The organism is Mesorhizobium sp. WSM4828 (assembly GCF_055811175.1).
Genome location: NZ_JBVVQK010000003.1, coordinates 149270 through 170961, shown reverse-complemented (window position 1 = coordinate 170961; position 21692 = coordinate 149270). Strand labels below are relative to the sequence as shown.

Genomic DNA, 21692 nt, shown 5'->3' with positions numbered 1-21692 from the left:
CAGGCCTCCGGCGATCGGTTTTGATCGACGGGCTGAGGTTCCCAGACCGCGACTTACGGACGGCTTACAGAGTTCCGAGCTGCGCCAGAGCAATTCCGGGAAAGTGTGAAACGGTTTTCCCGGGAAAAGCGCGTAGCGCTTTCCCTAGGGAATTGCGCAAAAATAAAGAGATAGAGCGGTTTGGCGTTTCCGTGAAGCGATGAACCGGTCTAGAGAAACGGGCGCACGAGCGAACGCAGCAAAGGCGAGGGCTCGTCATCGCCGGTCGAAGCGAGCGCGCGTTCATAGCGCCGGTAATCCTCGATGGCGCCGGTACGGTCGTTCCTGGAGAGGCTCTCCTGGATGAGCGTGCCATGGAGTTTGGCCGATTCCGGGTAGAAATCGAGGGCACGCCGGCACGCTCGGCGTGCCCGATCCGCGTTGCCTTGGTTCTGCCAGTGTTTGGCGATCCGCACGGCAAGCTCCACCAACCCGTCCCGCACCCGGTCGGCCGCGGCGTTCGACCAGGCGGGCGTCGGGCCATTCGAGAAAAGCGGGCCGACAAAGCCTTCCAGCAGCATTTCCTGGTCCTCGATTGCGCTGTCTCTTTGGCCCGACAGGACGGGTTTCAGCCGGTCTTCCCAATCCTGCAGATCGATCCAGACCCTGTCGGCAGCGAGCCGCAAACGGCCTTCTCTCAGCGTTACGAGTTCGCCGTGCCCGAGCAATTTGCGCAAACGATGTAGCGCCTGCTCCAAGGCCGCTTTGGCCTGGTCGCCGTCGAGGTCGGGCCAGAGCCAATCCTGCAGGGTTTCCACAGAACAGACCTGGTCCCTCGACAGGCAGATAATGCGCAATATGTCGAGCGCGCGGGTAGGTTTGGCACCGGGCGCGACCTCGGTGCCATCGATTTCGAGGCGAAAGCCTCCCATCAAGTGGATCCTGAGCGGCCAAGGCCACTGGGCGGGTCGGCCAGCGGGCGGGACCAGATATCGCGCCCGAACGACGCGGCGGCAGAGATCGATGTCGATCTTTCGCTCCAGCGCATCGGCGACCAGATCGGCCAATAGATCCGGCAGGTTGAGCAGGATTGCGGAGGGGTTGACCTGGCGCAGCGCCTCCATGAATTCAGCCAGACGAGTGCCATAGGACGCGCCGCCGTTCCACTTCTGCTCCAGGGCCTGAGCGGCCAGAATGTTGAGTTCGACGCGCTGGCGAGGGCCGCCGCTCAGCCTTTCGACGATCTCCTGGAGTAGCGCAATGGCCTCCGCCGGACGCCGATCGGCCAGCAGGACTTGGTATTTGGTGACGTAATGCGGCCAGCGTTCGATCATCGGCTCATTCGCCCGCTCGATCGCATCCATGAAGGCATCGCAGTCGAGATAAGCCTTGACGAAGTCGCCATTGCGCGTGTGCATCGCCGCGTGGCAGTCGGCGACTACAGCGACCTGGGTTGTGAACCTGCTGTCCGCGATCTCGCCCAGCCGGGAGACAAGCGCATTGAATTCCGAGAACTTGTTGTGAAGCTTCATCAGCAATTGAAGCTGATAGAGGGCGCTGAACTCGACGCCCCGTAAGGCGTGTTGCTCGCCTATCGCCGTTGCGCGTCGCAACGCATCCTCGGCCGATGCATAGACAAAACCGCGCCGCGAATAGGGGAAGTAGCGGCCGCTGGCCGAGCCAAAGGACACCAGCCACATGCCGAGCACCAGCGGCGGGATATCCGGATGTTCGAGATCGGCGGCAACGCTGTCCACGGCATTGGTAAAAATGTCGCGCTGCCCCGACGAGGTCGCGTAGTCGATGAGCGCTTCGCTTGCCAGCAGGCGCAACTCGACCGAATCCTCGATCGGCAGACGTGTCAGGCGCTGCTGGATATCATTCACGAGGCGCTTCGCGTCATGGGCGTAGAATTCGTCAGGTTCGGCGAAATCGACGGCCCGCAGGATGCCGAGCCTGACCATCATGAGTTCCTCCGGATCCAACTCCGGCAATCCCTTGGCAAGAACCTGTGAGGCTCGGCGCGTCCACTCCGCCAACCCCTCATGCGTACGCCAGCTGGCGGTCTTGACCACCACCACCCGCGCGACGGTCAGGCATTGGCCGCGCATGTCGATGCTCTCGAATGCTTGCCATGCCTTGGAGAAGTGCGGTTCGGCCTTCGCATCGTCCGATGCGAAGGCGACGCCCAGCCAATAATGAACCCACCCGTCCATCTGGTCGGGGGGCAGCCTGTTGCACCATTCGACGAAGCTGGCCCGGCGCCCTTGCGAGAGAACGCCGTTGGCGCACACCAGAATAAGCTGGCGTGCCAGCGGCCAGGCGCCCGCCTGCAACGCCAGCACGATTGCCGCGTCGGTTTTGCCTGCCTCGTGCAGGACCTTTGCAGCCTGCTCGCGCAGCCTGGAACGGTCCGCTTCCGTCACGCGCCGGTCCAGTAGGCCGGCAAGGTATTCGCGCAACAAGTCATGCAGCTGGAAGGCGGCGCCGCCCGGACCGTCGCGCGTGATCAGCAGCTGGCGATGCTGCAGCCGCACCAGCAGGCGAGCAGCCTGCGGCGAGCCCAGGAACGCATCGGCAAGCTCGGTGCTGATCTCCGGCAGAAGGTTGAGCCTGATAAGCAGATCCTGGTCCTCCGGCGCGATGTCGCGCAGGAAATAACGTCCGACAATCTCCCGAAGGCCGGCGCCTCCGGCAAGGCCGGTCTGCGAAAGCGGGTAGTACATTCCGGCGTTGGCCAGCAGGAGAAGGCCCACCGCCCAGCCGCGCGCCTCCGAAATGTCGCCGACCTCGGACGGCGATTGCGAGCGGGCGGCGACGAGGTTGCGTGCCTCCGCAGGCGAAAACTCCAGCAGGGTTTGGTTGAGGACGGGCAACTGTCCCGACAGCACGAGGTCGGCGACATCGCCCTCGGGCAGCATCCGCGATGTGCAGATGCAGCGGATGGTGTTGGGGCGTTCGCGCAGCAGGATCGCCAGCGTCCGGCGGAAGCCTGGCGCGTCGGCACGATGCAGATCATCGAGGACCAGGATCGTGCCGGGATCAAGCCGCGAGAAATAAGTGCGGAAGAACAGCCGCGCGAAATCGTCGGAATTGTCGGCATATTCCGGACCGAAGACGGGCCTGCCGGCATGCCCGCCGTCGAGCGACAGCGTCAGGTAGTGGAAAAGGCGCGCAACGTCCTGGTCCTCGGTGTCGACCCGATACCAGTTGTACGCCGATTCGCCTTGCTTCAGCCCGCCTTGTTCCAGAAAGTCGATCACCGCGGTGGTCTTGCCGTATCCACCAGGCGCAGCCAGCCAGCATGCACCGCTGTCGAGGGCCTGCGAAAGCAGCGCCACTACGCGCGGACGGCTGACAATTCCCACAGGCCGGGGTGCCGAGAGCTTTGCTATCTCGCGCGGCGCGTCCCGGAAGGATTTATCCATTGTGAGGACTCTCGCAGCGCAGTCGCCTCGCGAAAACAGGTAATCGGTTCGCCCGCAACAACAAATCGCCGGCCGGCGTTGTGCTCGCCTGACGTGCCGTGCTCGCCGGCAAGGTCGCGGTTATCCCTTGTGTGACATGATGTGCGAAACCCCGACACTCACGTCGGCGGTGTGTCTTGCCATCACTGCGTTCATTCGCATTGCAATCGCCGCGTAGCCGCTTCGTTCCTGGTCGGTAACTTCCGAGGGCTTGAAGAGCCAAGGAAGGGGTGCAACCTGCGCGTCCTCGAAATTGGCCGGCAGATTCGATGGCAAGGCCTTTTTTCCCAAAGGCAGCTCTAGCCCAAGGTCACTAAATTCCTCCTCGAGGCTGGCATGCAGATGAGAAAGCACCACATAGATCGCCAGCCTTGATCTAGTCCTTTCTGTGTTGTTTTGATTGTACTCTTGAAGAACCTCATCGAACGATGGCGATACGTCGGTTTCAGCAGCGGTAGCTCGTGTTGCAACAGCACCGGCCAGGGCAGTCGCTGCCACTCCTGTAAGACCTACAAAATCACGTCTTGTCGTGCTGGTCATAGTGAATTCCCCTCGGTTTTGAAGACGGGCCAAGTCTGGCAAGGACGAGGCGCAGTGGCAATAGGCCGCATACGCTACTGGTGTAGAGGACCTTTACGCCGCCGATGTGAATCCACCCGGCGATGACAGTGCCAAGCCGGCAGAGGCTCGCGATGCATTCGGTTGCTTCAGCTGAGGGCAGCCATGAAATCCAAGCGGGTCTTCGGCATGCAACCAGGCAAGGGATTCGAAAAATCCGCTGGTGGAGCTGAGGAGGATCGAACTCCTGACCTCGTCATTGCGAACGACGCGCTCTCCCAGCTGAGCTACAGCCCCGTCCAGCGGATGGGGCTTTTATCGGCCGCTGCGGTTTCCTGTCAAGGCTGCGCTTGCTGCCGAAATGCCGTTCGGCCGTTCGTCCGGCTTCGCCATGCTGCGGAAGGCGGCTCTTGCCGCTTTCACCTACAGTGGCTACATGTCGGCAACAATCGGAGACCGGCATGATCGCCCTCATTCAGACCATTGTCATGGCGCTTGACCTTTACTGGTGGATCATCATCGCCTCGGCGATATTTTCCTGGCTCTACGCCTTCAACGTCGTCAACTCGCGCAACCAGTTCGTCGACACCATCAGCAACATGCTCTACCGGCTGACGGAGCCGGCGCTGCGGCCGATCCGCCGCTTCATGCCCGATCTCGGCGGCATCGACATCTCGCCGATCATCCTGCTGCTGATCCTGTTCTTCATCCGGCAGTTCCTGCTCACCACCGTGCTTTCGCTGGTCGTCTGAGTTCAGGCGTCCCATGAGCGCGCCGTTCCGCACGCGCACCGACGGCATCGACCTATTCGTCCGGCTGACGCCGAAAGCGGCGATGGACAGGCTGGAGGGCATCGAAACATCGGCGGATGGGCGAAGCTATCTAAAAGCCCGCGTCCGCGCCGTGCCGGAAAACGGGGCCGCCAATCGAGCGCTGGAAAAGCTGGTCGCCAAGGCGCTTGGCGTGCCGGCATCGGGCGTCTCGATCGCCGCCGGCGGCACAGCCCGGCTGAAGACGCTGCGCGTGCTTGGCGATCCCGCGGCGCTAGCGAAACGCATCGATACGCTGGGCGCGCCTGCGCCCTGATCTCGGCTCGCTCACCAACCCCGCAGAAAAAAGGCCGGGCTGCAAAGCCCGGCCAGATGTGAAGGTCAAAACCTTCAGAGGGGAACGCGCCGGACGAATGGGAGGAAACATCCGGCGCAGCGTGCATGTGGGTCGGCATTGCTGACGTTTCAATGACCGGAGACCACTATAACAACTTCGTGAACCCAGGCTGGAGCCGTTGTCTAGGCCGCAATCACTCCTTACGCGATGTCGTCGCGGATGCAGGCTTTCAGATGGCCCTCGGCTGTCGCCCTCAGCGGCGGCACAGCCCCTGCGCAAGCCTCCAGCGCAAACGGGCAACGGGTCCGGAAAACACAGCCCGACGGCGGGTTTGCCGGGCTGGGAATATCGCCCTTGAGCACCTGCCGGTCTTGCCTGGCCAGTGGATCGAGCGACGGAATGGCCGACAGCAGCGCGCGCGTATAGGGATGCTGCGGCCGGGCATAGAGTTCGGCCGCCGGTGCAACTTCCATGATGCGCCCGAGATAGAGCACGATGACCGTGTCGCAGATGTACTCGACGACGGCCAGATCATGCGAAATGAACAGCATGGTCAGGCCGAGCCGGAGCTGCAGGTCGCGCAACAGATTGATGATTTGCGCCTGGATCGAGACGTCGAGCGCCGAGACTGGCTCGTCGGCAACGATGAATTCCGGCTCGAGCGTCAGCGCCCGGGCGATGCCGATGCGCTGGCGCTGGCCACCCGAGAATTCATGGGCGTAGCGGTCATAAGCGTCGACCGGCAACTCGACCGCGGCAAGTGCTTTCTCGGCTTTCGCCCGCCGCTCGGACTTCTTGCCAATGGCTTGAATGTCCAGGCCTTCGGTGAGGATCTGCCCTATCGTCATGCGTGGCGACAGGCTGGCGAAGGGATCCTGGAAAATATACTGCATCTTGCGACGCTGGCGGCGCAACTGGGCGGCACTCAGCCTGGTGATGTCGGTGCCGTCATAGTTGATTTGGCCGGATGTCGGCTCGATCAGACGCAGCACCGAGCGGCCGATCGTGGTCTTGCCGGAGCCGGATTCGCCGACCAGGCCGACCACTTGGCCACGCCTGACATCGAAGGAAATATCCTCCAGCGCCCTGACGACGGGTCCGCGCGAGAATGCAGTCGGCGCAAAATACTTGGTCAGGTTTTTGACCGCGAGGAAGGGGGCGTCGGCCATCAGAGCTCCTCCCAGCGCAGGCAGCGGCTTTGCTGGGTCGGCGTCGCCGCAAACAATGGCGGGACCGCGGCGCGGCAGGCAGCGATAGCCATCGGGCAGCGCGGCGCGAAGGAACAGCCCTTGGGCAGCAAGGCGAGCGAGGGAACATTTCCGGCAATGGTCGGCAGCGGCGTTCCCGCCGCCTTCAGCGCCGTGGCCTTGCCGAGCCGCGGCACCGAGCGCAACAACCCGGCCGTATAGGGATGACGCGGACGGGTGAACACTTCGCTCACCGGACCTGTCTCGACGATACGCCCGGCATACATCACCGCTACTCGGTCGGCGATTTCGGCGACGACGCCGAGATTGTGAGTAACGAACAGGATGCCCATGCCGCGCTGCGCCTGCAGCTCGGCCAAAAGATCGAGGATCTGGGCTTGGATAGTGACGTCCAATGCCGTTGTCGGCTCGTCGGCGATCAGCAAGCCCGGATCGCAGGACAGGGCCATGGCGATGGTAGCGCGCTGGCCCATCCCGCCTGACAGCTCGTGTGGATACTGCCGCGCCCGCCGCTTCGGATCGGGAATGCCGACCTGCTCCAGCATCCGCACCGCGTCTGCTTCTGCCTCGCGGTGCGATTTGCCGAGATGGATGCGGATCGGTTCGGCGATCTGCTCGCCGATCGTGTAGACCGGGTTCAGGCTGGTCATCGGCTCCTGGAACACCATGCCGATCTCGTTGCCGCGTATCTTGCGCAGCGACTCGGTATCGACGCTGGTCAGCTCGGTGACCGTGCCGTTCTTGCGCCGCAGCGCGATCGATCCCTCGGCAATATGTCCGACCCTTTTCGGCAACAGGCCGATGATCGACAGGCTGGTGACGGACTTGCCGGATCCGGATTCGCCGACGAGCGCCAGCGTCTCGCCGGAGCCGATCGTCAGGTCGACATCCGTTACCGCCGCGATGTCGCGCCCCGCAATGCGGAACACCGCGCGCAGGCCGGAAATCGAGAGGATCGGCGCGACACTCAGCGGAGCAGCCCCACATCGCGAAGGATCAGATCGACCTTCGCGGTTTCCTCCCCGTTCAGGCTGCGTTGCGGCCGCGCCATGGTGTTCGACGCGATGATACCGAGGCTCTTCATCGCTGCCTTGAAGGCGCCGACGCCGGCCGAGCCGGCGCTTGTCCTGCCGAGTGAGATCCAGACGATCTCGAACAGTTTCAACAATCGCTCCTGCTCTAGCCGTGCTTCGGCGTACCTGCCCGCCTGCGTCAGCTTCCACAGCCTGACATAGCCATGCGGGTCGACATTGGCGAGGCCTGGCACGACGCCATGCGCGCCCATTGCAAGCACGCTGTCGACCAGGATCTCGGATCCGGTCATGCCGAAAAAACCCGGGTCGTTTGCCATGTCCTTGAGCACGTAACGCAGATTGCCGTCATCGCCGCTGGAATCCTTGATGCCCGCGATGGCGCCTTCCCTGGCGAGGCCGACCGTGGTCTTGCGCTCCAGCTTGACGTGAACGCAGACCGGGATGTCGTAGGCGATGACGGGGATGTCGATCGCATCCTTGATATAGCGGAAGTGGTCGCCGATCTCCGGCTGGCTGGTGCGGGTATAAAACGGCGCGGTGACGACAATGGCGTCGACGCCGGCCGATCTGGCGATGCGGGCGTGGTTGATGACACGATCGGTCGTCGGATCGATGACGCCGGCGAAGATCGGAACCCGGCCGTTATTGACCTTGACCGCATGCTCGAGGATGGCCCTGCGGCCCGCTTCGTCGTGGAAGACCACCTCGCTGGTCGAGCCGAGCACAAACAGCCCGTGAACACCGCCGTCGAGCAGGTTCTCGATAGTGCGCGTGAACGATGGGAAATCGATGCTGAAATCGGCATTGAGCGGGGTGACTACAGGTGGCACGACGCCGGTAAACAGGGGCATTTTGATGAACCTTTGAGGTCAGTTGAGATCGGAGCGAGGGTCGAATGCGTCGCGCAAGCCGTCGCCGATAAAATTGATGGCGAGCACGGTGAGCACCAGTGCGGCGCCCGGGAACATCCATTGCCAGGGGTAATTTTCCAGCACGATAGTGGAGCGGGCAAGATTGAGCATGTTGCCCCAGCTGGCTTCGGGCGGCGCAATGCCGAGGCCGAGGAAGGACAGGCCGGCCTCGAGCAGGATGGCGTTGGCAATTTGCAAGGTGGCATAGACGACAAGGATATCGATGCAATTGGGCAGGCCGTGCCGGAACAACAGATGTGGCAGCCCCGCGCCCATGCCGCGAGCCGCGACGACAAAGTCGCGCTCGCGCAGTTCGAGCAGCCGGGCACGCACCATGCGCGACAGCACCGGCCAGGAGAGCAGCGAGATCACCAGGATGGTCGGGGCGATGCCGGTGCCGGCGATTGAGGCCAGCACCAGCAGGAAGATTACCGGCGGCAGCGTCATCGCCAGGTCGACCAGGCGCATCACCGTGCCGTCGACAAGCCGCCCGCCAAAGCTGGCGACGGCGCCGACCAGGAAGCCGATGACGGTCGAAATGGCGACCGAGCTGACGGCAACCAGCAGTGAGATCCGCCCGCCTTGCAGCAGCCGGGCCATGACATCACGCCCGACGCCGTCGCTGCCCAGCCAATGAATGGCCGACGGCGCCTTGTTCATCGCCCTGAGGTCGATGGCGTTCGGGCCGAACGGCCACCACAGAGGATAGGTCGAAACCGCCAGCAGGATCGGAATGACGATCAAAAGCCCGGCACGCGCCGCGCGGTTTTCAAAAAAGCGGTCGAGCGCGCGGCGAAGCGGGCCTTTGGTCTGCGGCGCGGCTGTCGGGTCAACTGTAGGATCTGGCGCGGTGATTGCCATTAAGCCACCTGAATGCGCGGGTCGACGACGGCATAGACGACGTCGGTCAAGAGGTTGACCAGGATGACGCAAACGCCGATCACCAGGGTAGCGCCCATGATCACCGGGTAGTCGCGGGTGCCGACGGCGTTGACCAGAAGCAGTCCCATGCCCGGCCAGTTGAACACGCTTTCCAGGAAGATGGCGCCGCCGATGGCGATGCCGACCGTCGAACCGATCAGGGTAATGACCGGCAAGAGCGCATTGCGGGTGGCGTGCTTGATGATCACCCAGAACTCGCGCACGCCCTTGGCGCGCGCCGTCCGCACGTAGTCCTGGTTGAGCACTTCCAGCAGCGAGGCGCGCATGTAACGCATGATCAGCGCGGCATGGCCGATGGACAGCAGGCAGGCGGGCAGGATGAGGTGCGCAAGCACATCCGTCGCCGAGAACGGCCCACCCGCGGTCTGCATGCCGCCGGACGGCGCCCAGCGCAGCAGCACCGAGAAGAAATAGAGACCGAGCAGCGCCGTCAGGAAAGCTGGGCTGGAGATACCGATGAACGACAGCACCGACAGTGCGATGTCGGACGGTTCGTTACGGCGCACCGCGCTGAAAATGCCGGCGGAAATGCCGAGCACGATGGCGATCGCCAGGCCCGTGCCCATCAACAGCGCGGTCGGGCCGATGCGTTCCATGACCAGCGGCAGCACGGCAACGCCGCTGCGCTGGATCGAATAGCCGAAGTCGCCGCTCAGCGCCGCGCCAAGCCAGGCCAGATATTGCACGGGAAGCGGCCGGTCGAGCCCGAGCCGTTCGCGCAGGCCCTCGAGGTCGGAAGCCGACATGGGGACCGACGGGTTGATATAGGCGTCGATCGGATCGCCCGGCGCCAGCCGTAGCAGGATGAAGATGAGGACGCTGAGCGCGACCAGCATCAGCAATCCTGTGGCGCTGCGGCGGGCGATGAAACTCAGCATGGGCTTTCCGTGGCGGTGGCAGGCGGCGCCAAAGTGGTCCCGCCTGCTCGCTTGGTTGGGTTTCTTACTGGATGTCCCAGCGCTCGGGGTGAGCTGCATAGGGGCCGCCGCCCGGCGCAGGCGTCCAGACAAAGTCACGCAGCTTGTTGGAGGCCACACCATAGCGGTTGGCCACCCACAACGTCGCCCAGGGCAGCTCCTTGTTCATCACCTTGCAGACCTCCTGCCAGGAGGCGTCGAGCTTGGCCGGATCGGTCTGGCCGAGCGCAGCGTCCAACGCGGTGCTCAGGTCGTCGAACTCGATGCGCATGGTGTTGAAGCCTGCCGGCGGGATCTGCGACTTATTGAGGCCGGGATTGAGGCCGGCCGGGTTGGGGCCGTTCTGCAGGCCGGCATAGACCATCGGAAACGCATTCCAGTCCGGCGTGCCTTGCTTGTAGACGATGCCGTTATAGGTCGGCGTATCGACGACCCGCGGCACCACATTGATGCCGACCTCGGCCAGCATCGACTGGACAGCGGCCATCACATTGGCCGCTTGCGGCGAGCCGTAATAGGTCAGCAAGGTGATCGGCTTGTCGCCGTTGATCTTGTCCCAGCCCGCCTCGCTCAGCAGCGCCTTGGCCTTTGCCGGATCGTAGGCATAGGGTTCGAGGCCTGCGGGAACGAGATGCGGCGCGACATAGCCGCAATTGGCTGGCTTGGCGGCACCGCCGTAGAGGCTGTCGATGATGGCGTTGCGATCGATCGCGTGCATGATCGCCTGGCGGACACGGATGTCCCTAAACAGGTCGACCTTCTGGTTCAGGCCGATATAGTTGACCACGTACGAGGCACCTTCGATCACCTTGAAATTGCTGTCGCTCTTGAACGATGCCGCATCGTCGGGCTCGACATAGGTGAACTGGATCTCGCCGGCACGAAGCGCGGCAACGGCCGCCGCCGGCGACTCGAAATAGCGGTTGATGAGCGCGTCTACCTTCGGCTTGCCGCCGCGATAATCGTCATCGGCTGCCAGTTCGACATATTGATCGGTCACGTAGCGCTTGAACTTGAACGGGCCGGTGCCGACCGGAGCGGTCGACCACCAGGTGCTTGTCGCCAGCGATTCCGGCGGCAGGGCGGCCAGGGCATGCTCCGGCAGGATCATCAGCTGCGAGAGAATGGATAGAAACGAGCCGTTCGGTTTCGATAGCTTCACCACTGCGGTGTGGTCATCCGGCGCATCGACCGAGGCGATGTTGGCGAGGCGGGCGGCAAACAGGCTGCCGGAGGCCTTGTTCTTGGCAAGCTCGAGGGTGAACTTGACGTCCTTCGAGGTGAACGGTTTGCCGTCATGCCAGGTCTCGTTGACCAGGTTGAACGTATAGCTCAGCTGGTCGTCGCTGATCTTGTAATCCTTGGCGAGGTCGCCTTCGATATCGGTCAGCCCGGCATTGTAGATGACCAGCGGTTCAAAATAGGTGCTGAGCCAGGTGTAGCCGCCCGTCGCGACCAGCGGGTTGAAGTTCTTGGGAAAACCGCCGGGGCCGACGTCGAAGCCGCCCGCAATGGTCTTGGCGCTTTGTGCCTGGACACTGGTCAATGGGGCAATGCTGGCGAGCAGCAGCCCGGCGACTGAGAATGCGATGGTCCTGATGCGCATGGTTCCTCCCTTGGCATATTCAGGTTGTTCTTCAGCTTGCTCGGTTTTTGGCGATAACCTGCTGGATCCCCCGGTAATGATCGTCGAGCCGCCGACGCGCCTGGTTGACATCCTTGGCGGCGACAGCCTCGACGATCTCGTGATGGTCGCGCCATGTCGCCAGCGGCGTTGGATTATCGAGATTGGTGAAATTCGAGGCCTTGTTGAACGCCGTCCAGAAGATGTCGATCAGCGCGCTCAGCATGTGATTGTTCTGGCAGCGGAATAGCAGCTGATGGAATTGCTGGTCCTCTTCGGCGAAGCTCTCATGGCGCTCGGCACGTTGCCGCATGCGCTCGGTCAACTGGCGCAGCGCCTCGATGTCCTCGGCACTGATCATCTCGATCGTCTTGGCGATGAGGCCGGTTTCCAGCACGCGGCGGATTTCGCGCAGCTCTTCGACATCGCGCAGCGAATCCTGCAAACCGTAGGCCAGGTTATCCAGCAGCGGCTTGAACGAGAACTCCTTGACGAACACGCCGATGCCGCGTCGCGTCTCCAGGATGCCGATCGATTCCAGCGCCTTGATGGCTTCCCGCACGGAGTTGCGGCCGACGCCGAGCCGCTGCGCCAGGAATGTCTCCGGCGGCAAGGGATCGCCTGCCTTGAGCTGGTTGCTTTCGATATAGGCCCTGAGGCTTTCCTGCACGGTGACGTGAAGAAGCGGCGGTCTGCTCAACGGTTCAATCGACTTCAGTTCCGCCATCCCACTGCTTTCATCATCCGCCGGATTAGCCTGCCCGCTTGTCGTATAGCTACTTGTAGGATATCCTGCAAGCCCATAACAACCCTGCTGCCTTCGAATGAAGATTGCCCTCGCCGGCTCGAGCCACTGGCACGCCGAAATGCACCTCGACGCCGCACGCTTTTGCGGTGCGGAGATCGCTGGTATCTGGGACGAGGATCCTGGCCAAGCGCATGCGTTCGCCGCGCACCACGACCTGCCGTTTATCGAAGATTTCACGGAGATCCTCTCCAGCCCGCCGGATGTGATCCTGTTGATGGGGCACCCTTCGACGGTGCCGGCACGGGTTCGTGCGATCATCGCGGCAGGGATACCGCTGATCCTCGAGAAGCCGGCGGCCAGCCATACGAGGGAACTGATGGCGCTGCGCGACCTTGCCAGGCAGTACCAGGCTTTTGTCGCTGTTCCCCTGCCCAACCGTTTCGGACCGGCCGTCACGGCGTTTGAACGGCTGCGCCGGCAAGGTCGCGCCGGCCCGGTGGCGCATTGCCAGTTCCGGCTGGTCAATGGCCCGCCGCAACGCTACGTCGCCGACGGTGTCGCCTGGGTCGTCGACCCGGCGGTTGGTGGCGGGGGTGCGTTGAGGAATCTCGGCATACACGGCGTCGACGCGGCACTCAGCCTCGCAACCGGCAAGCTCGACCTGAAAAGCGTTTCGATCGCGAACCGCATTCATCCCGGCCCGGTCGAGGATCATGCGCTGCTGGTGCTGGAAGACGAGGCCGGCGCGCTGTTCATCGTCGAGGCCGGTTATACCTTTGCCTCGATGCGCCCCGGCGGTGACTTCGAGTGGCGCATCGTCAGTGCCAATGCCACCCTCATCGATCATGGCGACCGGACCATTTGCGCCACGCTCGACGACGCGGCAATCGTCGACTTGCCGGTCGAACTGCCGGCAACGCGCTATCGTCTGTTCATGCGCGATACGCTTGACCGGCTGGCCAAAAAGGCGCCTCCGCCGGTGTCCATCGAGGATTATGTTGCGGCGATGTCGCTGATCGACGCCGCTTATCAAAAGGCAGGATCATGATTGGAATAGGAATTATCGGCGCCGGCGATTTCGGCGCAGCCCATGCGCGGGCAATCCGTGAGGTTGGCGGCATTCGCCTCGTTGCCGCTTCTCGTGGAAATGCCGACGCGCTGCAGCGCTTCACCGCCGAACATGGCGGCCGCGGTTACGCCGACTGGCGCAAGCTCCTGGACGACAAGGAGGTGGACACGGTGCTCATCGCCAGCCCGCACCACCTCCATGCGGAAATGGCCATCGGCGCGGCAAACGCCGGCAAGCATATCCTGCTCGAAAAGCCGATGGCGCCGACGGCGGCCGCCTGCGATGCGATCAATGCCGCCGTGGCCAAGGGCGGCGTCAAGCTGATGGTCGCCCATCTCATGCATTTCGCCCTGCCCTGCATCGCGGCCAGGCAAATTCTTGAGGGAGGCGAGCTAGGCCGGCCGCTCACCGGATCGAGCTGGATCATCAAGCTGTGGATGGAGCACAATCGCCGCGACTGGCATCTGCGCAAGGCGACCGGCGGCGGCATGCTGTTGACGGCCGGCATCCACGCGCTCGACCGCCTCGTCTGGCTGATGGATGACGATGTCGTGTCGGTGAGCGGCATGCTCGGCGCCAAGTTCCATGACCAGGAAGCAGACGACAGCGCCTTGCTCGGACTGCGCTTCGCCGGCGGCGGCGTCGGCCAGGTGCAGAGCGTCGGCTATCGCACCGGCGCTTCCACCTACGCCATGGATCTGGTCTGCGAGCAGGGAACGCTGCGCATCGACATGGACCGCGGCACGATGCTTGGCCGCGATACGGTCTGGACCGAGTTGCCCGGTTCCTTTGAGCCGAACTGGATGCATAACGCGCTGGTGCGCGAATGGAGCGCAATGCGCGATGCCATTGCCTACGATACGCCGGTGCCGGTCGACGGTATCTATGCACGCAAGATGATCGCCATTATCGAGGCTGCCTTCGCATCGAACGAAACCCGCCGCGAACACGAGATCGCCGGTGCACGCTGACCCTAACGACCATCTGGCCCGCTTGCCCACACACGCGCCGCGCGGCGTCTGGGGTGCGGTGATGTTGGCCATCGACCATCGCGGAGCGATCGACTGGCAGGCGACGGAAGAGACGATCGCCCGGCTCTGCGCCTCAGGCGTCGACGGCGTCTATTCCAATGGAACGGCCTGCGAATTCCATTGCCAGACCGAGCCCGAATTCGACCGGCTTTGTGAGCTGGTTGCCGAAATAGCCGGCCGCGCGCGCCTTCCTTTCCAGATCGGCATCAGCCAGTCCAATCCGCGCGTCGCGCTGGAGCGGCTGACGCGGGTCGCCGCACTTCGCCCGACGGCGGTGCAGTTCACGCTGCCCGATTGGTGGCCGCCCAGCGACGACGAGGTCATGCGCTTTGCCGGCGGCCTCTGCGAAGCCGCGCCCGAAACGCCGCTGGTGCTCTACAACCCGCCGCACGCCAAGCGCCGCCTGACGCTCGACGGCATCGCCAGGCTGCGTGCGGCCGTGCCATCGCTGGTCGGCGCCAAGCTGCCGGGCGGCGACGCCGGCTGGTATGCGGATATGCGCCGCAAACTGGACGGATTTTCCGTCTTCGTCCCCGGCCATACGCTGGCAACGGGCTATGCTGGAGGGGCTCACGGCAGCTATTCCAACGTTGCCTGCCTCACCCCGAAGGGCGCGGTGATGTGGTGGCGGATGATCCGTACCGATATGGTCGCCGCTGCCGAGGTCGAGGCCCGCATACAGGCCTTCCTCGCCGCACATGTCCTACCGTTTCGCACCCGTTACAATGTCAGCGATGCGGCACTCGACAAGGCGATGGCGGCGGCCGGCGGCTGGGCGCCGCTCGGCCCGCGACTGCTCTGGCCTTACAGCTCCGTTCCCGATCAGGAAATCCCGATGCTGGCCAGGGCCGCTCACGCGGCTTTCCCGGAATGGTGGTAGCGATTTCACGAAACCGGTTTAGTAAAGCGGTTTACAAGCGTAAATTCCTGTGCTGAACTCTGCCCATCGGCAACGCTGGGCGAAGTCGCCTCATGAAGAAACCCACAGCATCCACGATCAGGAATGTCGCACATGCGGCCGGCGTCTCGGTCACCACCGTGTCGCGTCACCTGAACGGCCGCATCAAGCTGCCGGCGGAAACCAGCGAACGCATCAGGGCGGCGGTGGCGGAACTGGAATATCGCCCCAACGCCATCGCGCGACGGCTGAGCAAGGGTCGTAGCGAAACCATCGGCCTGATCGTTTCCGACATCTCCTACCCATTTTTCGCCGCCATCGCGAGTGCGGCCGAAGAGGAGGCAAGCCGGCTCGGCTACAGCCTGGTGATGTTCAACAGCCGCAACATCGCCGCCAAGGAACTGAGCTTCCTGTCGCGCATCGACGACGCGCAGGTCGACGGTATCCTGCTGATGACCAACCATCCGGACGATGGCGCGCTGGTCCAGAAGATCAATGCCTGCAGCAACGTCGTCCTGGTCGACGAGGACGTCCCCGGCGCCATTGCGCCGCGCCTGTTTGCCGATAACCGTCGCGGCGCCAGGCTGGCGACCGAGCATCTTCTGGATAATGGCCACCAGGCGATCGCCTTTGTCGGCGGCCCGCCGGCGCTGCTCAGCAGCAGGGAGCGGTTCGGAGCCTTCGAGGAATGCCTCGAACGCAGAGGCCTGCAGCTCGATCCCGGCTACGTCTTTTTCGGCGACTATGACGAGGAGTCCGGCCTGCGCGCGATCCGGCGGTTTGCTGCACTGGACAACCCGCCGACCGCAATCTTCGCCTCTGCAGACATGCTGGCGCTGGGGATTTTGCAAGGCTGTCGCAAGCTCGGCATCAGCGTGCCCGCCGATCTGTCGCTGGTCGGTTTCGACGACATCCGCAATGTCGACCTGCTCGATCCGCCGCTGACGGCCATCCGTCAGTCGGCGGAGGAATTCGGCCGTCGAGCCGTCGGCCTGTTGATCGACCACATCAACGGCGTCGAAATACCGGACGCGGCGCCGGTTGCGGTGAAACTTGTCGTGCGTCAGTCCGTGGGCGCGCCGCGGAAGACGCATTGGAAACTGGCTGGAAACGCCTCAGCGGAAAACCGACCGCCGGCAAGAGTGGGAATTTGAACAGAGACGGATCAAATCCGCGAAGACATGCAGTCCACCATCAACAATGGGAGAATGAAAAATGACAATCTCGCATTTCGCACAAGACGCGGCGCAGATCGCGCTGGAAAAATTCAACCGCGGTGAGATCGATCGCCGCTCTTTCCTCTTTGCTCTCGGCGGCCTCGGACTTGTGACCGCCTTCAAGCCCGGCGTTGCCCAGGCCGACGCCTCCGAAATCGTCGTCTGCAACTGGGGAGGGGCTGCGGCGGACGCCTTCGCCAAGGCCTATGGCGACCCTTTCACCCAGAAGAGCGGCATGAAAGTGGTGATCGACGGGGCAGGGCCTGCGATCGGCACAATCCGGGCCATGGTCGAGTCCGGCAAGGTCATCTGGGATGCCACCGACGGTGGCATGATCGATTCCCTGACGCTGGGCAAGGGCAATCTGGTCGAGAAGATCGACTACACGATCGTCGACAAGTCGCAGGTGCCCGAGAATTTCGCCGGCGAGTTTGGCATCTCGAACTACGTCTATTCGAACGTGCTTGCCTACGATGCCGACGCAACCAAGGGTGTCGCGCCGACAGGGTGGGCCGACTTCTTCGACACGGCCAAATTTCCCGGCAAGCGCACAATGTGCAAATGGATCCAGGGCCAGCTCGAATTCGTCCTCATGGCGGACGGGGTCGCGCCCGCCGACCTCTACCCACTCGACGTCGACCGGGCGTTCAAGAAGCTGAAGCCGATGCTCGCCGACATCATCTTCTGGGAAGGCGGCGCGCAGACCCAGCAACTGTTCCGCGAGGGCGAAGTGGCGATGGGCAACATCTGGCACACCCGCGCCAATCTCCTGCACAAAGAGACCCCCGACAAATTCAAGTGGATCTGGGAACAGAACATCCTTTCGGCCAGCGCGTGGTCGGTTCCGAAGGGCAATCCCGCCGGCAAGAAAGTGTTCGACTTCATCAATTCGACGCTCGATCCGGCCGGCCAGCTCGTGCTGCTGCAGATCATGGGCAACGGACCGTCCAACCCCAAGACGCTCGCCTTGATGACGCCGGAGGACGCCCTCGTGAATCCGACGACGAAGGAAAATGCTGCCTCGCAGATCATGCTCAATCCCGCTTATTACGCGGAACACGAGACCGAGCTCCAGAACAAATACCTGGACTTCATCTCGAGCTGAGAGGGCGAGCCAACAAGGAAAGGCCGCCTCCGGCAAAGTTGGCGGCCTATGTCCGATGCGAAATTTCAAGACAACAGCTTTGCTGCTGACGGTTCCCGCCAGCCTGGTGGCAATCGGCCTGTATGCTGCGCCGATCCTGCAGGTTCTGGCGTTGAGCCTGACCGAGCCGAAGCTCGGCCTTGCCAACTACCAGAACCTGTTCGCCAACGCAGCGGTCGGCCGCGTCGTCATGACGACGCTCAAAGTGTCCGTCATGACGACGGTGATAACGGTGCTGGCAAGCTATGTCGTCGCCTTCGCCATCATCCATATGTCGACGGGCTGGCGCCGCATCTCGCTGTTCCTGGTGCTGGTGCCGTTCTGGATATCGGTGCTGGTCAGGGCGTTTTCCTGGATCACCATCCTGCGCCGGCGGGGCGTCCTCAACAGCGCCTTGATGGATATGGGCGTGATCTCGACGCCACTCGACCTCGTCTACAATCTTTTCGGCGTCACCATCGGCATGGTGCACTATATGATGCCGTTCGCCATCCTGCTGCTCTATGCCAATCTTTCCGATATCGACCGCCGCATCATGCAGGCGGCACGCTCGCTGGGCGCGCGTCCGGCAACGATCTTCTGGCGCGTCTGGCTGCCGCTAAGCCTGCCCGGCATCGCGTTGGCGACACTGTTCGTCTTCGTTTTCTCGCTTGGCTTTCTGGTGACGCCGGCCCTGCTCGGCGCGGGCAAGACCCTGATGATCGCCGAATATATCTCGGTGCAGATCTCGAGCACCTCGCGCTGGGATCTAGCGACATCGCTGTCGACCATGCTGCTTCTGGTGGTCGGCATCATCGTCTTTGCCGCCATGCGCAGTCCTGCGCTGCGCGCCGCCTTCGTCGCCAGGCCGCAGCAATGAGGCCGCGGCGGATCCTCGAGATCGGACTGCCGCGCCTTGTGGCATGGTGCTTGCTCGGCTTCCTGTTCGTTCCGATCCTGGTGGTGATCCCGGTCGCATTGACCGACCGCGATTATCTGTCGTTGCCGCAGGACGGCATTTCGATGGAGCATTTCGCGGCGCTCGCCGACTGGAGTAAGGGTTGGCTACCCAGCATGCTGACCAGTGCCGGTATCGCGCTTGCCTGCGCTGCGATCGCCACTGCGCTCGGGGTCGCTTTCGCCGTTGGCGCCTGGGCGGCAGGAGGCTGGTGGCCATCCCTAATGCGCATACTTCTGCTGTCGCCGATGATCGTGCCGCCGATCATATACGCCGTCGGCATGGTCAAGCTGTGGGCGCGCCTGTCGCTGCTCGACAGCTATGCCGGCGTTATCCTTGTACACGTCGTGCTGGCTTTGCCGTTGACCGTGCTGGCGATCGGTGCCTCGCTCTCCAATCTCGATCAGAAGCTGGTACAGGCCGCCAGAAGCCTCGGCGCCAGGCCGATGACCGTGTTCGGCAAGGTGATCTTGCCGAACATCGTCCCTGGTGTTGCCGCGGGCGCGCTGCTCGCCTTCGTCGCCTCCTGGGACGAGATCACGGTGACGCTTTTCATCACCGGGCGCGCCGTCGTCACGTTGCCACGCCGCATCTGGACAAGCATCCAGGATGCGGTCGATCCGGCGCTGGCGGCGATAGCCACCGTCCTGCTCGTCATAACGGTGCTGGCGCTTGCCGCACGCGCGCTGACCGCACGCCGACAACGGAAATCCTAGTTCAAGCCCCGGTCGCCGGGAACAATCGAGGAAAGGAAGACCAATGAGCACCGCAATGAGCGACAACGAGTACCGGGAGAATAAGTTCTTCAGCATATTCGGCTCCGTCCCTGAGCCGGGCTTCGATACGGCTGAGGAGCAGATCCCGGTATGGGGGCGCCATTGGGGCTGTTCGAACGATGTCGGCCGCTTGCGCGCCGTCCTGATGCACCGGCCCGGCGACGAGCTCTCCGTCGTCGAAAACAAGCCGATGCCCGAAGTCGGCGGCTTCGGCGATCCGGAGAAAGGCTGGTACTGGATGGGCCGCACAATGCCCGATTTGCCCGCCATGCAGCGCGCCCATGACGAGTTCACCAATTTGCTGCGTGCGGAAGGCGTCGACGTTATTCTCGTTGACAGGGCCGCTCCCGGAGCGATGAAGCAGATCTATACGCGCGACAGCGTCATCGGCGTTCCGGGCGGCGCCATCGTCACGCGCCTGGCGCGGCGGGTGCGCCGCGGCGAGGAACTGCCGGTGACCCGGGCGTTGGCCAAGGCCGGCTGCCCGATCCTCGGCACCATCCACGGCTCCGCCGTCTTCGAAGGCGGCGGCTTTGCCTTCATCGACGCCAAGACCGCCGTTTGCACGGTTAGCATCGCTTGCAACCCGGAAGGGGTGCGGCAGGTCGAAAGCATCCTCGCCGGGCTGGGCGTGGAGTTGATCAAGGTGCCTATGCCCGGATACCGCATTCACATCGACGGCGCCTTCATCATGGTCGATGTCGAGACAGCGATCGTCAACGTCAACGAACTGCCCTATCCATTCATCGAATATCTGCAGAAGCGCGGCATCAAAATGATCGAACTGCCCCCGGAAGACAGCGCCATGTCGCTCAACTGCCTGGCCGTCGCGCCGGGGCGCGTGATCATGCATGGCAGCCGCTCGCAGCGTCTGTCGGATCGGCTCGACGCCGCCGGCATCACGGTCCTGACCTGCAACTACGAGCCGGTCGAGCTGGGCGGCGGTGGCCTGCATTGCTCGACCGCGCCGCTGATCAGGGACCCGATCTGATGGTTCCGAACTGACATGGCCCCGAACTGACATGGCGCTGGTCTGACATGGCATTGCTGGTCATCGACGATCTGACAAAGACCTATGACAAGGTCACCGCATTGACCGGGATCAACCTTTCGGTCGAAGCGGGCGAGTTCGTCACTTTGCTCGGGCCATCCGGGTCCGGCAAGACGACCTTGCTGATGTCGCTGGCCGGCTTCACCACGCCGACCAAAGGGGCGATTCGCCTCGATGGCACGGACATAACCCACGTCGACCCCGAGGACCGCAATTTCGGCTTCGTCTTCCAGGGTTATGCGCTGTTCCCGCATCTCACGGTCGCCAACAACATCGCCTTCTCGCTTCGCGTCCGCAAATGGGACAAGGCGAAGATAGCCGCACGGGTCGCCGAGATGCTGTCGCTGGTCGGCCTCGACAATCTTGCCGAGCGCAAGCCGCGCGAATTGTCCGGCGGCCAGCAGCAGCGCGTCGCCATAGCCCGCGCCCTGGCCTTCGGGCCGCGGATCCTGCTTCTGGACGAGCCGCTTTCGGCGCTCGACCGTATGCTGCGCGAAGCGATGCAAAAGGAGTTGAAGCGGCTGCATCGCGAGACCGGGGTGACGTTCGTCTACGTCACCCACGACCAGGAAGAGGCGATCGCAATGTCCGACCGGATTGCGGTGTTCAACCACGGCCGGATCGTTGAAGTCGGGCCGCCTCGCGAGCTCTACAAGAAACCCTCGACGCGTTTTGTCGCCGGCTTCCTGGGCGAAAACAACTTCTTGTCGGGGCGCTGCGCCGACGACGACGAAACGATGATCGAGGCGTTCGGCACGCGCTTCGGGTTTCCGAAGGGAAGGGTCCGCCGCGAGCGGCCCGGCGATATCCTGACTGTGTGGGTGCGGCCCGAGGACATCCGCATTGGCCAGGCAACGGGTGACGAGATCGGCTTTCGGGCGACGGTCATCGAGAATTCCTTTGTCGGCGCGCTTGAACGCATCCTGCTCAGGACGGCGGCGGGCGAACAGATGGTGGCGACGTTGCGTTCGGAAGCAGCCGTCGCCGCTGCGCCCGGACAGGTCGTCGATTGCCGCGTACATCCCTCCGCCATCGGCGTCCTGCCGAACGAAGCCTCGATATCCTGAATTCTAC

20 protein-coding genes and 1 tRNA gene are annotated in these 21692 nt (G+C 63.2%); 11 read left to right on the top strand and 10 right to left on the bottom strand.

Annotated features, from left to right (window positions below; translation table 11 throughout):
- Positions 1–209 precede the first annotated feature (209 nt).
- The 3 genes from AC0L2X_RS05560 to AC0L2X_RS05550 form a co-directional block, all read right to left on the bottom strand.
- A complete protein-coding gene (locus AC0L2X_RS05560) occupies positions 210–3407 on the bottom strand; it encodes a winged helix-turn-helix domain-containing protein (protein WP_473599372.1) in 3198 nt (1065 codons plus the stop codon).
- 120 nt (positions 3408–3527) lie between these two features.
- Complete coding sequence (locus AC0L2X_RS05555) at positions 3528–3986, bottom strand: hypothetical protein (RefSeq protein ID WP_473599371.1); 459 nt, start codon at positions 3984–3986, stop codon at positions 3528–3530.
- A gap of 239 nt (positions 3987–4225) precedes the next feature.
- Positions 4226–4301 (bottom strand) — tRNA-Ala (locus tag AC0L2X_RS05550).
- Between the two features lie 164 nt (positions 4302–4465).
- On the opposite strand from AC0L2X_RS05550, the gene AC0L2X_RS05545 reads away from it, so the two are divergent.
- Together AC0L2X_RS05545 and AC0L2X_RS05540 are read left to right on the top strand one after the other, a co-directional pair.
- The gene (locus tag AC0L2X_RS05545; protein WP_023678162.1) at positions 4466–4756 is read left to right on the top strand and encodes a YggT family protein; all 291 of its coding nucleotides are present in this window, start codon (positions 4466–4468) and stop codon (positions 4754–4756) included.
- Positions 4757–4769: 13 nt separating this feature from the next.
- Positions 4770–5090 (top strand): DUF167 family protein, encoded by a 321-nt coding sequence (locus AC0L2X_RS05540; RefSeq protein WP_352492227.1) that lies wholly within the window; start codon positions 4770–4772, stop codon positions 5088–5090.
- 221 nt (positions 5091–5311) lie between these two features.
- Here the strand turns inward: AC0L2X_RS05540 and AC0L2X_RS05535 are convergent, their stop codons facing one another.
- The 7 genes from AC0L2X_RS05535 to AC0L2X_RS05505 form a co-directional block, all read right to left on the bottom strand.
- Positions 5312–6280 (bottom strand): ABC transporter ATP-binding protein, encoded by a 969-nt coding sequence (locus AC0L2X_RS05535; protein ID WP_473599370.1) that lies wholly within the window; start codon positions 6278–6280, stop codon positions 5312–5314.
- A complete protein-coding gene (locus AC0L2X_RS05530) occupies positions 6280–7290 on the bottom strand; it encodes an ABC transporter ATP-binding protein (RefSeq protein WP_473599437.1) in 1011 nt (336 codons plus the stop codon). The genes AC0L2X_RS05535 and AC0L2X_RS05530 overlap by 1 nt, the downstream gene beginning before the upstream one ends.
- Complete coding sequence (locus AC0L2X_RS05525) at positions 7287–8204, bottom strand: dihydrodipicolinate synthase family protein (protein WP_473599369.1); 918 nt, start codon at positions 8202–8204, stop codon at positions 7287–7289. Before AC0L2X_RS05525 ends, AC0L2X_RS05530 begins: the two co-directional genes overlap by 4 nt.
- Before the next feature lie 18 nt (positions 8205–8222).
- Positions 8223–9125 carry an ABC transporter permease gene (locus AC0L2X_RS05520; RefSeq protein WP_473599368.1) on the bottom strand — a complete coding sequence of 301 codons (903 nt, stop codon included), beginning with the start codon at positions 9123–9125 and terminating at the stop codon, positions 8223–8225.
- Positions 9125–10084 carry an ABC transporter permease gene (locus AC0L2X_RS05515; protein WP_473599367.1) on the bottom strand — a complete coding sequence of 320 codons (960 nt, stop codon included), beginning with the start codon at positions 10082–10084 and terminating at the stop codon, positions 9125–9127. Before AC0L2X_RS05515 ends, AC0L2X_RS05520 begins: the two co-directional genes overlap by 1 nt.
- 64 nt (positions 10085–10148) lie before the next feature.
- A complete protein-coding gene (locus AC0L2X_RS05510) occupies positions 10149–11729 on the bottom strand; it encodes an ABC transporter substrate-binding protein (protein ID WP_473599366.1) in 1581 nt (526 codons plus the stop codon).
- A gap of 31 nt (positions 11730–11760) precedes the next feature.
- Positions 11761–12474, bottom strand: coding sequence for a FadR/GntR family transcriptional regulator (locus AC0L2X_RS05505; protein ID WP_473558297.1), 714 nt, complete (start codon positions 12472–12474; stop codon positions 11761–11763).
- 97 nt (positions 12475–12571) lie between these two features.
- On the opposite strand from AC0L2X_RS05505, the gene AC0L2X_RS05500 reads away from it, so the two are divergent.
- The 9 genes from AC0L2X_RS05500 to AC0L2X_RS05460 all read left to right on the top strand — a co-directional run bounded on the left by AC0L2X_RS05500 (position 12572) and on the right by AC0L2X_RS05460 (position 21685).
- Positions 12572–13543: a Gfo/Idh/MocA family protein gene (locus AC0L2X_RS05500; RefSeq protein ID WP_352492233.1), complete on the top strand. Its 972-nt coding sequence runs from the start codon at positions 12572–12574 to the stop codon at positions 13541–13543.
- Positions 13540–14535 (top strand): Gfo/Idh/MocA family protein, encoded by a 996-nt coding sequence (locus AC0L2X_RS05495; RefSeq protein WP_352492234.1) that lies wholly within the window; start codon positions 13540–13542, stop codon positions 14533–14535. The genes AC0L2X_RS05500 and AC0L2X_RS05495 overlap by 4 nt, the downstream gene beginning before the upstream one ends.
- Positions 14525–15475 (top strand): dihydrodipicolinate synthase family protein, encoded by a 951-nt coding sequence (locus AC0L2X_RS05490; RefSeq protein WP_473599365.1) that lies wholly within the window; start codon positions 14525–14527, stop codon positions 15473–15475. The genes AC0L2X_RS05495 and AC0L2X_RS05490 overlap by 11 nt, the downstream gene beginning before the upstream one ends.
- A gap of 92 nt (positions 15476–15567) precedes the next feature.
- Complete coding sequence (locus AC0L2X_RS05485; protein WP_473599364.1) at positions 15568–16647, top strand: LacI family DNA-binding transcriptional regulator; 1080 nt, start codon at positions 15568–15570, stop codon at positions 16645–16647.
- A 61-nt stretch (positions 16648–16708) separates the two neighbouring features.
- Positions 16709–17815 (top strand): ABC transporter substrate-binding protein, encoded by a 1107-nt coding sequence (locus AC0L2X_RS05480; protein WP_352564707.1) that lies wholly within the window; start codon positions 16709–16711, stop codon positions 17813–17815.
- A 55-nt stretch (positions 17816–17870) separates the two neighbouring features.
- A complete protein-coding gene (locus tag AC0L2X_RS05475; RefSeq protein ID WP_473599363.1) occupies positions 17871–18713 on the top strand; it encodes an ABC transporter permease in 843 nt (280 codons plus the stop codon).
- Positions 18710–19507 carry an ABC transporter permease gene (locus AC0L2X_RS05470; protein ID WP_473599362.1) on the top strand — a complete coding sequence of 266 codons (798 nt, stop codon included), beginning with the start codon at positions 18710–18712 and terminating at the stop codon, positions 19505–19507. The genes AC0L2X_RS05475 and AC0L2X_RS05470 overlap by 4 nt, the downstream gene beginning before the upstream one ends.
- A 43-nt stretch (positions 19508–19550) precedes the next feature.
- Positions 19551–20558, top strand: coding sequence for a dimethylarginine dimethylaminohydrolase family protein (locus AC0L2X_RS05465; RefSeq protein ID WP_473599361.1), 1008 nt, complete (start codon positions 19551–19553; stop codon positions 20556–20558).
- A 47-nt stretch (positions 20559–20605) separates the two neighbouring features.
- On the top strand, positions 20606–21685 hold the full coding sequence (locus tag AC0L2X_RS05460; RefSeq protein WP_473599360.1) for an ABC transporter ATP-binding protein: 1080 nt from the start codon (positions 20606–20608) through the stop codon (positions 21683–21685).
- Positions 21686–21692: the final 7 nt, after the last annotated feature.

Coding starts and splice junctions, on each gene's coding strand:
- AC0L2X_RS05560 (WP_473599372.1), bottom strand. CDS start 3,407: ATGGATAAATCCTTCCGGGACGCGCCGCGCGAGATAGCAAAGCTCTCG.
- AC0L2X_RS05555 (WP_473599371.1), bottom strand. CDS start 3,986: ATGACCAGCACGACAAGACGTGATTTTGTAGGTCTTACAGGAGTGGCA.
- AC0L2X_RS05545 (WP_023678162.1), top strand. CDS start 4,466: ATGATCGCCCTCATTCAGACCATTGTCATGGCGCTTGACCTTTACTGG.
- AC0L2X_RS05540 (WP_352492227.1), top strand. CDS start 4,770: ATGAGCGCGCCGTTCCGCACGCGCACCGACGGCATCGACCTATTCGTC.
- AC0L2X_RS05535 (WP_473599370.1), bottom strand. CDS start 6,280: ATGGCCGACGCCCCCTTCCTCGCGGTCAAAAACCTGACCAAGTATTTT.
- AC0L2X_RS05525 (WP_473599369.1), bottom strand. CDS start 8,204: ATGCCCCTGTTTACCGGCGTCGTGCCACCTGTAGTCACCCCGCTCAAT.
- AC0L2X_RS05520 (WP_473599368.1), bottom strand. CDS start 9,125: ATGGCAATCACCGCGCCAGATCCTACAGTTGACCCGACAGCCGCGCCG.
- AC0L2X_RS05515 (WP_473599367.1), bottom strand. CDS start 10,084: ATGCTGAGTTTCATCGCCCGCCGCAGCGCCACAGGATTGCTGATGCTG.
- AC0L2X_RS05510 (WP_473599366.1), bottom strand. CDS start 11,729: ATGCGCATCAGGACCATCGCATTCTCAGTCGCCGGGCTGCTGCTCGCC.
- AC0L2X_RS05505 (WP_473558297.1), bottom strand. CDS start 12,474: ATGGCGGAACTGAAGTCGATTGAACCGTTGAGCAGACCGCCGCTTCTT.
- AC0L2X_RS05500 (WP_352492233.1), top strand. CDS start 12,572: ATGAAGATTGCCCTCGCCGGCTCGAGCCACTGGCACGCCGAAATGCAC.
- AC0L2X_RS05495 (WP_352492234.1), top strand. CDS start 13,540: ATGATTGGAATAGGAATTATCGGCGCCGGCGATTTCGGCGCAGCCCAT.
- AC0L2X_RS05485 (WP_473599364.1), top strand. CDS start 15,568: ATGAAGAAACCCACAGCATCCACGATCAGGAATGTCGCACATGCGGCC.
- AC0L2X_RS05480 (WP_352564707.1), top strand. CDS start 16,709: ATGACAATCTCGCATTTCGCACAAGACGCGGCGCAGATCGCGCTGGAA.
- AC0L2X_RS05475 (WP_473599363.1), top strand. CDS start 17,871: ATGCGAAATTTCAAGACAACAGCTTTGCTGCTGACGGTTCCCGCCAGC.
- AC0L2X_RS05470 (WP_473599362.1), top strand. CDS start 18,710: ATGAGGCCGCGGCGGATCCTCGAGATCGGACTGCCGCGCCTTGTGGCA.
- AC0L2X_RS05465 (WP_473599361.1), top strand. CDS start 19,551: ATGAGCACCGCAATGAGCGACAACGAGTACCGGGAGAATAAGTTCTTC.
- AC0L2X_RS05460 (WP_473599360.1), top strand. CDS start 20,606: ATGGCATTGCTGGTCATCGACGATCTGACAAAGACCTATGACAAGGTC.